This is a genomic window from Alteribacter keqinensis (assembly GCF_003710255.1).
Classification (GTDB): domain Bacteria; phylum Bacillota; class Bacilli; order Bacillales; family Salisediminibacteriaceae; genus Alteribacter; species Alteribacter keqinensis.
On sequence record NZ_RHIB01000001.1, the window covers coordinates 1,402,634 to 1,413,331 of the forward strand.

Genomic DNA, 10,698 nt, shown 5'->3' on the forward strand with positions numbered 1-10,698 from the left:
TCCAATACGATGAGCAGCTTTAAATGAACGCACTGAACGTATCAATGCATAAAACGTCATAGTTTACGGATACAGTTTTATTAACGATTTATGTCTTTGTGAAAATGAATGGCGCTTCGCGAAAATACGCGAAGCGCTAACCGTACTTTAGTATTATTTAACCATACCCAGGCGTCTTTTGCCAAGAGTTTCCTTGCGCTTAAACAGCTGGAATCCTGCAAGGGCAACGGTTGGTACAGACGCTGAGGCAAGGATGAGGAGCCAGTGCTCAAAGCCCAGGCTTACCGTATGGAAAACAGGCTGGAGCGGCGGGTAGTACAGCACAACAAGCATTAATACAATGGATGATATGACTGCACCGACCAGGTATTTGTTTTCGAACGGATTTCGGTGAAAGACAGAATGTTCACTGCGGCAGTCAAATACGTGAATGAGCTGGGCCATTACGAGTGTGGCAAATGCCACCGTCTGGGCAAGCATCAGGTTCTCCCCGCTTGACTGGTACGTCTGCCAGAAAGCGAACAGGGTCACAGCCCCGATCATAAACCCGCGGCTCACGACTTTCCAGCCAAGCTTACGTGCAAAAATGCTTTCATTGGGCGGACGCGGTTTCCGCTTCATCACATCATCTTCCGGCTGGTCCATCCCCAGTGCCATCGCCGGCAGGCCGTCTGTTACAAGGTTAATCCAGAGGATCTGAATAGCCACAAGAGGCAGCGGCATTCCGAGCATCATGGCAAACAGCATAACGAGGATTTCACCAACGTTGGATGCGAGCATGTACCGGATAAACTTCCTGATATTATCGTAAATGTTTCTTCCTTCTTTGATTGCGGCTTTTATCGTTTTAAAATTATCGTCACTTAAAATCAGAGAGGACGCTTCTTTCGCTACGTCTGTTCCTGTAGTTCCCATGGCCACGCCGATGTTTGCGGCTTTAATGGCAGGTGCATCGTTTACACCGTCACCTGTCATGGCAACAATGTGACCTCTGGACTGCAGCGCCTTTACAATTTTAAGCTTATCTTCAGGTGTAACCCTCGCAAAAACGTAGACATCATCCACGACAGCACTTAATTCTTCCACGTTCATTTTTGAAAGGTCGCCGCCTGTAAGGACTTTACCTCCGATCGGAAGCATTCCGAGCCTTGTGGCGATGGCTTTCGCCGTAAGGGCGTGGTCCCCTGTGATCATTACGGTTTTAATTCCAGCTTTTTTACATTCATCCACGGCACTAAACACTTCGTCTCTTGGAGGGTCAATCATGCCCTGGATCCCGATAAACGTGAGCTCTCTTTCCGCATCACTTTCAGTCTCTACACTCTCACCAGGCTTTAATTCCCTGTAGGCAATGGCAATTGTCCTGAGTGCGTCAGAGGCAAGTTCCTCAACGACAGTATACTGTCTGTCCCGTTCGCTTTGGTCGAGTTTGCCTTTTCTCCCGTTCGACAGGATAAAACCTGTTCGGTTCAAGACAACATCCGGAGCCCCTTTTGTTACGATGAAGCGGCTGTTTGTTTCTTTGTTTTTTACAATGACACTCATCATTTTCCGGCCCGAGTCAAACGGAAATTCCTTTTCAACCGTATAAAGCTTCTCAAGAGAGCTTTTTGAAACGCCTGCTTTACGGGCCGCTGCCAGGAGTGCACCTTCAGTCGGGTCCCCGTCCACTGCGTAAACACCGTCTTTTGTCTCTTTTAGTTGAGCGTTATTGCAGAGCATCCCGAATGTTAAAAGCTGCCATAACGGCTTTTCTTTTACCGGATCAATTCTCTTCTCTCCAAGGTAGAAGTCTCCTAACGGCTGAAAACCGCTGCCTGTGACATTCCAGAGAGTACCGTCGCTGTATAATGTGGTGACCGTCATTTCGTTCTGGGTGAGTGTGCCTGTTTTATCCGAACAGATTACCGTAGCACACCCGAGTGTTTCTACAGCCGGAAGCTTTCTGACAATGGCATTTCGTTTTATCATCCTCTGAACTCCAAGAGCAAGTGCCACAGTCACAATGGCCGGCAGCCCTTCTGGTATGGCTGCAACTGCGAGGGACACCCCTGCGAGGAACATGGTATAGACGTCGTGGCCCTGAATGATTCCAAATAGAACAACGAGACCAGTAAGGAGCAGGGCTGCTGCAATTAAAACCTTGCCCAGTTGTTCAAGGCGTTTCTGGAGCGGGGTTTCCATTGATTCCGTTGTTTTAAGCAAATGGGCGATTTTCCCCATTTCTGTTTTCATTCCTGAAGCAATGACAACACCTGCCCCGTTGCCCTGAGTCACAAGCGTACCCATAAACGCCATGTTTTCCTGATCGCCCAGGGGAAGAGTGTCAAAAGATTGGATCGCTTCGCGGCTTTTTCTCACGGGCAGGGATTCCCCTGTCAGAGCGCTCTCCTCCACGTACATACTTTCACTGCGAAGGATTCGTACATCAGCGCCGATTCTGTCCCCGGCTGTCATTTTAACAATGTCACCGATGACCGCTTCATGGGACGGTATCCGCTTCCACTCCCCGTTTCTCAAAACATTCATCTGCGGTGCCGAAAGAGCCTTTAACGATGCCAGCGATTTCTCTGCTTTTCGCTCCTGGAAAAAACCTAAAAAACCGTTAAGGAGAACGATAATCATGATTGTGAGGGCATCGATATACTCTCCAAGCAAACCAGACACAAGTGTTGCTGCAAGAAGGACGAGTACCATAAAATCCTTGAACTGCGAAATGAATAAAAAGAAGAGCGGTGTCCGCTTTCCGTCATCAAGCTTGTTCAGTCCGTGCTTTTTCAGCCTCATCTGGGCTTCCTCGTCATCGAGACCCCTCGCTGCGTCTGTGTTGATCATCCGCTCAACTTCTTCTACCTCCATCTCATACCACTTCATGACTCCACCTCTTCTTTTTTACGATAGCGATGTGTTTCCTCCGTGGCGGCGGTTCCGTTAAGAAAAACCGCTGAATTGGTACCATCTGATATCACATCGCGTATAAAAGTAAGCAGCCCACTTTCCACCGGGCACATTGAGACAACCTTTACAACAAATCTTATTCACGGTTGTCCACAAACATGACTTTCACCTGAAACGACTTCCTAACGAGGCGGATCGTTTGCTATACTTAAAAGGATTGTGGAATAAACTTGGCGGTGATAACAATGGCATTTGACGGAATAGTAACAAAGGCAGTTACAGACAGCCTTAATGAAACGCTGGTCTCAGGACGGATTACAAAGGTCCACCAGCCGTATAAATCGGATCTGGTCATTACAGTCCGGGCAAGAGGGCGCAATCACGCTCTCTTCATTTCAGTAAATTCAAGTTTCGCCCGTTTTCATTTAACAAAAGAAAAATATGAAAACCCGAAAGAACCGCCAATGTTCTGTATGCTTTTAAGAAAGCATCTCGAAGGCGGTCTCGTGGAACGCATTGAACAGGACGGACTTGAGCGGATCGTAACGTTTTATATTAAAGGACGGAACGAACTTGGTGACGTGTCCAAAAAGAAACTCGTGCTTGAGCTTATGGGGCGTCACAGCAATCTTATTCTCGTGGATGATGAAGAAGGAATGATCCTTGACAGCATCAAGCATATTCCCCCTTCTCTTTCCACTTACCGGACCGTTCTCCCGGGTCAGCAGTATAAAGAGCCTCCCCACCTTGATAAACTGAACCCTCTTGAAGCCGATGAAACGACGGTTCTCAAAAAAATTCAATTCCAGTCCGGGAAGATAGACAAGCAACTCGTCGGAAAGTTCAGCGGTCTGAGCCCGCTCATTGTCCGGGAGATGTTTCACCGGGCAGGCCTTGTGAATCCGGATACGCTGCCGGGTGCATTTACTTCCCTCCTTGCATCTGTAAAAGAAAAGAAGTATACACCTCAAATCGTTACCGGAAAGAAAGAGGAAGCTTTTTCTGTAATTGACCTTGATCACATTCAAGGTGAAAAGCTTACATTCGATACGGTGCACGAGATGCTAGACCGGTATTTTTACGGAAAAGCCCAGCGTGACCGGGTAAAGCAGCAGGCTCACGATCTTGAACGGATGCTCAGGAACGAATACAGCAAAAACAAAAAAAAGATCAAAAAGCTTGAAAACACGTTAAAAGATTCAGAGAAGGCTGCCCGCTTCCAGCGGTACGGAGAACTTCTGACCGCCCATATGCATGCGATCACACAGGGGGACAAAGAGGTTGAAGTGATTGATTACTATCATCCTGATCAGGCGACAGTGACCATTTCACTGGATCCCCAGAAAAGCCCGTCCGGAAATGCCCAGCAGTATTTCAAGAAATACAATAAGCTGAAAAACAGTGTTGCTGTAGTAAAAGAGCAGATTGTAAAAGCACAAGAGGAAATGGCTTATCTGGACCAGGTTATCCAGCAGGTGGAGACAGCTGCACCTGCCGACCTTGAAGACATCCGGGAGGAACTGGCCGATGAGGGCTATATTAAGAAGCGTCGCGTGGGTAAGAAAAAGAAAAATAACGATAAGCCTCAGCCGGAGAAATATAAATCCAGCGAAGGCGTGGACATTCTCGTAGGTAAAAATAACAAGCAGAATGAATACGTTACAAACCGTCTGGCACGTCAGGATGATACGTGGCTCCATACAAAGGATATTCCGGGTTCACATGTGGTGATCCGCAGCCAGGACTTCACGGAAGTAACGCTTCACGAAGCGGCCAACCTTGCAGCTTACTTCAGTAAAGCCCGGAGATCCGGACAGGTGCCCGTTGACTATACGTTGATCCGGCACGTGAAAAAGCCGAGCGGCGCCAAGCCCGGTTATGTGATTTACGATAATCAGACCACCCTGTTTGTCACGCCCGACGAGGACCAGGTAAGAGAGCTGAGAGTGAAGTAATTCGTATAAATTTTAAAGTTTAAAATGGATTTTTCGGCTTATTTTAGGAGGATCGGTCTGTTTCGGCAGTTTATCGGTCTGTTTTAGCAATTTATCAGTCTGTTTAGGCAGTTTATCGGTCATACTCACCTCCGTCCGTTAATATTTCAAAAATCCCCGCAGAGTGACCGGATCCGGTCTTCTGCGGGGATAAATTTATCTTATTTAGAAGTTGATGTAAAAGTAAACGGACTTCAGGAAGGGGTTTGGTTCTTCCTGAAGAATTAATTGGCTTTTTGATAGTATTATTTGTTTTTTTGATAGTATTATTTCTATTTCTGATAGTATTATTTCTATTTTTGATAGAATTGAATGCGGTGTGCCTTTCATTTACCCTTTTATACCTTCAAAATGATACGGAACCGACCTCTCCAGAAGGACCTCAACCCCGTTCGGATGATACGGCATCCGTTCATCTGCTTCATGAAACGTCACCCAGGCTGCTTCTTCAATCGTCTCTTTATCAATGATCTCGATCTGACCTTCTGCAGCATGTGCAGCGAAAGTAAAAAACAGAGCATGATTCCCGTCGTTTTTCATAAATGCTTCGTTTACAGAAAGAAGGTCTCCCATCTCAACGTTCAGCCCCGTTTCTTCATATGCCTCACGGACTGCCGCATCTTTCAGCGTTTCCCCTTTTTCAACAGATCCTCCCGGAAGAGACCAGTTATCGTATTTTTTATTTTTCACCATCAGCACCTTCGTGCGTTCTTCGTTAACAATAAGTGAGTAAACGACATCCACTCTATTCATCCGTCACCATCCCTTTTTAAACGATTGTTTAATTTCTGATTATTAAAATGAAAAAGAAGCGGGCGGTTCACCATGTATAACGTCACCTGGTGAACCGCCCTTTGGAGTAATTAACCTGCATCATTTAACACTTTAAACTGTGCTTTTACCAGATCGTAATACTCGCCTTTTTTATTCATTAACTCTTCATGGTTTCCTTGTTCAAGGATATTTCCCTGCTCTAAAACGATGATGTTATCCGCTTCCCTGATCGTTGAAAGCCTGTGGGCGATCATAATCGCTGTACGCCCGTGGAGAAGGCGCTTCAATGCCCGCTGGATCAGTTGCTCTGTTTCTGTATCGATGGACGCTGTTGCTTCATCGAGTATAAGGATCTGAGGATCTGCCAGGAGTGCCCGGGCAAAGGAGATAAGCTGGCGTTCGCCCACAGACAGGACGTTCCCCCGCTCTTCCACTTCTGTTTCATAGCCGTTTTTCAGCTGCTGGATAAACCGGTCGGCCCCCACCGTTTTTGCCGCTTCGATTACTTCCTCATCTGTGGCATCGGGTTTTCCAAAACGGATGTTTTCCATGATGGTGCCGGAGAATATAAACGTATCCTGCAAAACGATACTCACTTTTTTACGAAGGCTGTTTAATGTTACATCACGCAGATCGTGACCATCAATCGTCACTTTCCCTCCGGTCGGATCGTAAAAGCGGCTGATCAAATTGACAATTGTTGTTTTCCCGCTTCCCGTGTGACCGACAAGGGCCACGGTTTCCCCGCTGTTAATATTCAAGTTGATTTTGTTCAGTGCTTTACGGTCACTGTTATAGGAGAATTCCACATCATGAAATTGAATGTCTCCTCCAATGTAATTGAGTTTCTTAGCGCCGGCTTTTTCAGGAACACTAGGCTGTTCGTCCAGAAACTCAAAGATCCGTTCAGACGACGCCATTCCCATTAACAGCTGGCTGTAAACCTGACCGAGTCTTGAAATCGGATCCCAGAACATTCCGATGTAAATCGCAAATGATACAAATTCCCCGATCGTAAGTGCGCCGGTCTGAATGAGCGTTACACCGTACCATAAAAGAACGGCGGTACCGATCGCTCCGCTTATTTCTACGAAGGGACGGAACAGAGCGTTTTTCTGAGAGGCATTTCGCCAAGCTTCATAGTTATCATTGTTCATATTGTGAAAGAATCCGATGTTTTCTGTTTCCTGCGTATAGGACTGTGTGACCCGGATTCCCTGGATACTTTCATTCAAATGAGAATTAATATGAGACTGCTTGATCCTTACGTGCTGCCAGGACCTTCTAATGTTCCGTCTTAACTTGGTAGAGATCAAAAACATAATCGGCAGGATGATCATGATCGCCATTGTCAGCTCAGGACTGATCATAAACAGAAGCACAATAATTCCGATCAGCATAATTAAATCCATCAGCAGGTTGATAACCCCGTTTGTAAAGAGTTCCTGCAGTGAGTTGACGTCGTTTGTTATCCTTACAAGGATGGACCCAGCCGACCGCTGATCAAAAAAGCGGTGGGACAATCGCTGGATATGGTCAAACAGACTTTTTCTCAAATCAAAAATCACATACTGCCCAAGTTTATTCATGTAGCGGATTCGAAAGAAATTCCCTGCCCACGAAAGAATGTAAAGGCCGGCAATAATCGCCACCATCAGCCACAGGTAGTTGAGGTCACCCTCCTGGATGATGTTATCCAAAGCGTACGAACCGATAAGTAAAGGTGCAACGAGCCTTACCGTCGTAGAGACGATCATGGCGATAATAGCGACAGGTAACAGCGTTGTGGAATAAGGCTTCATATATCCGAGGAGCCTGCTCATCTGAAGCCAGTTAAAGGGCTTTTCGATCGCCTGGTCCGTGGAATAATGAAATCGTTTTAACGTCCGGCTTTCGGACTCTTGTTGGTTTGCCATATGATCACCTCCTGATTATTTGGGAAGGCACTGAAAAAGTTTGGTTTTTAACTTTTTCAGTGGCCTCATTTGGCTTCCTGAAGCACCGCGTGGCGGTCTTTAAATTGAATATCATAAATTCGGCGGTAGTGTCCGTTTTCAATTGTGAGAAGCTCGTCATGGGTTCCTCGTTCTGCCACTGTGCCATCGTCCAGTACAAGAATTTCATCTGCGTGCATGAGAGATGAAATACGGTGAGCAATAATAAACGTCGTTCTTCCCTTCATTACTTCACGGAAGGCAGCCTGAATTTTCGATTCTGTCTCCATATCAACGGCACTTGTAGCATCATCCAGGATGAGGATTGACGGGTCAATACAAATGGCACGTGCAATGGCAATCCGCTGTTTTTGTCCCCCGGAAAGGCCCATCCCGCGCTCGCCCAGTACCGTATCGTAGCCATCAGGCAGTTCCATAATAAAATCGTGTGCCTGAGCTCTTTTCGCTGCGTCTTCAATGTCTTCCATTGCAGCATCCGGAAGACCATAGGAAATATTGTCTTTAATCGAACTTGAAAACAGGAACGATTCCTGAAGAACAACTCCGATATTCTTTCTCAGTGACTTGATCGTGAAGCTGTCAATGGTTTTCCCGTCAATTTCAATCTTCCCCCGGTCCGGCTCGTAAAAGCGGGAGATAAGCTGGGTGATTGATGTTTTCCCCGATCCGGTCGCCCCGATTAAGCCGATCGTTTTACCTGACTCGGCAAAGAACGTAATGTCTTTCAGTGCGAGCTCCTCTTCTTCATCGTAACGGTGGCTGACGTTTTCAAAGCTCACATTTCCATTGAGCCGGTCCACTGTGATGGCACCGGGCTTATCTAAAATGTCTTCGTCTTCGTCAAGCACCTGCAGAAGGCGCTCCCCTGAAGCTTTTGACTGACTGAACGTGTTGACGATAAACCCTAAGTTCATGAGTGGTCCGATGATGTACCAGATCAAACTGAAAAAGGCAACAAGTACACCAGGCTGAATCGCTCCGTTTATGACGAGAAAGCCCCCGTAACCCAGAAGAACAACGACACTGATTTGACCGATCAGCTCCATTAACGGAAAGTATTTTGCCCATATGTTTGCCGTGTACACATATTTGTCTTTGTAATCATTATTTTTGCTGTCAAAGCGCCCCATTTCAAAGTCTTCTTTTGAAAGAGATTTCACGGTGTTCATCCCGCTGATGTTCTCCTGAACCTTTGTGGTCATTCCGGCAAAGGATTTTCTGATATCTGTAAATGCCGGATGGACTTTTTTATCAAACTGATAAACGGTTACAGCGAGAAACGGCATGGATGCTAGCGTCAACAGGGCCAGGGATGGACTGAAGTAGAACATAATCCCCATACTCAGCCCTACAAGCATCACGAGGTTGATGAGCTGCGCGAACCCGAAAGACAAAAAGAAACGAAATCCCTCTACATCTGCCGTTAACCTTGACATGAGGTCCCCCGTTCTGGCGTTATCGTAATATCGAAACGGCAAGAATTGCAGCTTTCGATATAAAGCATCCCGCAGTTCATACACCGCTTTGATCCCGAAAAGGTCTCCAAGGTACTGGTGAAAATACGTAAAAAGTCCTTTTAAAGCCATAAGCACGAAAAACCCGATCGCCACATACGGAACGAGCTCAAAATTCCCCTCAAGAATGACGTTATCAATCGTAAACTTTAAAATCACCGGATAGACAACGGTTATCCCTGTTACCAGTAACAAAAACAAAATTGACCAGAAAAAGTATCCTTTATGAGGCCAGTAAAACTCCTTTAAGCGTTTAAATGTGTTCACCGTTCGTCACCTCCTGAACGTTAATTCTGAATTATTAAAAAAACGTAACATTATCAATATATCGACTTCCGAAATAAATAGCGAGACGGGATAATAGGTGATTAAAGGCGTTTTCCTAACCTTTACTGTTGTTTACTCTTATTTCCTTCGTTTTTATCAGGTTTACGATTTTTTCTGATTGTTTTGTTAGCTTCGGATGTTAATTTCCGCTCATTGCACTTTCCACGGGCGGTTCAGGAGCCTCATCGGTATGCTTCTTCCTCTGCCAGCTATGCTCTGAAGAATATGCGTCGAAGCAACTCTAAGCTTATTCATGAAGTGACGCTCGTGCCTGACCGGGTCTCCCCGGAACTCGCTTTTCCCGCAGGAGTGTCGCGCATTCGCTCCAATCAACACTTCTTTATTAAAACAACAATGATCTTTCTTTAACACATCATAAATTCAAAACCCATTTTATGCTCCAACCAGAGCCATAAGTGGTCAAGTTATTATCGGACTTTGACTCTTTAAGTGGATTCGCGGAGCACGAGAAGGCTCACGGATACCCCTGCGGCAAGCGAAAGACATGAAGGCAGAATCCGTATCTTCCGAATTAAAAATGCCTTCCTGTAATACAGGAAGGCATTTTTATCATTATGCTCGTTGTGCTGTTGTTAGTAGTGCTAATCCGTCGAGATTGTTCGCGTGGACAACATTTCTCCAGCCGCACCGTTCCATCATTTGCGTAAGCTCGTTCTCCGAAAACCGGTGGCGGTGTTCAGCCACCCGCCCCCATTGAATTAAAAAGTCTTTTTCCTCTCCAGTTAAACGATGTTTTTCCACGTACTGAGCTGATGCCTTGATTCCGTTCACCCGGGATGGGTTTAGTAAAGCTACCGTCCCGTATGTTACCCGGGCCATTTCAGAGAGCACTTTCTCCGGGTCCGGCATGAGAAACAAGACACAAGCACTGACAGTGATAGAAAAGGAATTTCCGCGAAACGGCAGGGCTTCTGCATCTGCCGTAAGAAATGCCCATGACTTTGGGCCCTTCGTCTCCCCGAACAGCTGCTTACTTCTTTCAATCATGCAAGGACTCAGATCCACACCCGTTACCTCTGTTGTATCCTCAGCTCCCCGCATAAGAAGACGTCCGGTTCCGCAGCCCACATCAAGAATACGTTTCCCTTTCCAAGTTCCGGTTGCTCTGATTAATTCTTCGTGCAACGAACCGAGCCACTTCGTCCGGGCCATCCGGTCAAAAAAATCGACTCGCTCATCAAACTCACTGCTCGAAAACTTTCTCACCTGTATCAC

The 10,698-nt window shown here is 46.3% G+C and carries 6 protein-coding genes; 1 reads left to right on the forward strand and 5 read right to left on the reverse strand.

Annotated elements, in window-relative coordinates; genetic code table 11:
* Positions 1-153: 153 nt before the first annotated feature.
* Positions 154-2,874, reverse strand: a complete 2,721-nt coding sequence (locus tag EBO34_RS06880) for a cation-translocating P-type ATPase (RefSeq protein ID WP_122897169.1) — start codon at positions 2,872-2,874, stop codon at positions 154-156.
* A gap of 269 nt (positions 2,875-3,143) precedes the next feature.
* Here EBO34_RS06880 and EBO34_RS06885 point away from each other — a divergent pair, with 269 nt between their 5' ends.
* Positions 3,144-4,853 carry an Rqc2 family fibronectin-binding protein gene (locus EBO34_RS06885; protein ID WP_183163742.1) on the forward strand — a complete coding sequence of 570 codons (1,710 nt, stop codon included), beginning with the start codon at positions 3,144-3,146 and terminating at the stop codon, positions 4,851-4,853.
* A 369-nt stretch (positions 4,854-5,222) separates the two neighbouring features.
* Here EBO34_RS06885 and EBO34_RS06890 read toward each other — a convergent pair whose 3' ends face one another.
* From EBO34_RS06890 to EBO34_RS06905, 4 genes are all read right to left on the reverse strand, one after another.
* Entirely contained in the window at positions 5,223-5,645 is a 423-nt protein-coding gene (locus tag EBO34_RS06890; protein ID WP_122897170.1) for an NUDIX hydrolase, read from the reverse strand.
* 110 nt (positions 5,646-5,755) lie between these two features.
* Complete coding sequence (locus EBO34_RS06895; RefSeq protein ID WP_122897171.1) at positions 5,756-7,582, reverse strand: ABC transporter ATP-binding protein; 1,827 nt, start codon at positions 7,580-7,582, stop codon at positions 5,756-5,758.
* A gap of 65 nt (positions 7,583-7,647) precedes the next feature.
* Positions 7,648-9,402, reverse strand: a complete 1,755-nt coding sequence (locus EBO34_RS06900) for an ABC transporter ATP-binding protein (protein ID WP_122897172.1) — start codon at positions 9,400-9,402, stop codon at positions 7,648-7,650.
* A 633-nt stretch (positions 9,403-10,035) separates the two neighbouring features.
* Complete coding sequence (locus EBO34_RS06905) at positions 10,036-10,698, reverse strand: class I SAM-dependent methyltransferase (RefSeq protein WP_346725798.1); 663 nt, start codon at positions 10,696-10,698, stop codon at positions 10,036-10,038.

Coding starts and splice junctions, on each gene's coding strand:
- EBO34_RS06880 (WP_122897169.1), bottom strand. CDS start 2,874: ATGAAGTGGTATGAGATGGAGGTAGAAGAAGTTGAGCGGATGATCAAC.
- EBO34_RS06885 (WP_183163742.1), top strand. CDS start 3,144: ATGGCATTTGACGGAATAGTAACAAAGGCAGTTACAGACAGCCTTAAT.
- EBO34_RS06890 (WP_122897170.1), bottom strand. CDS start 5,645: ATGAATAGAGTGGATGTCGTTTACTCACTTATTGTTAACGAAGAACGC.
- EBO34_RS06895 (WP_122897171.1), bottom strand. CDS start 7,582: ATGGCAAACCAACAAGAGTCCGAAAGCCGGACGTTAAAACGATTTCAT.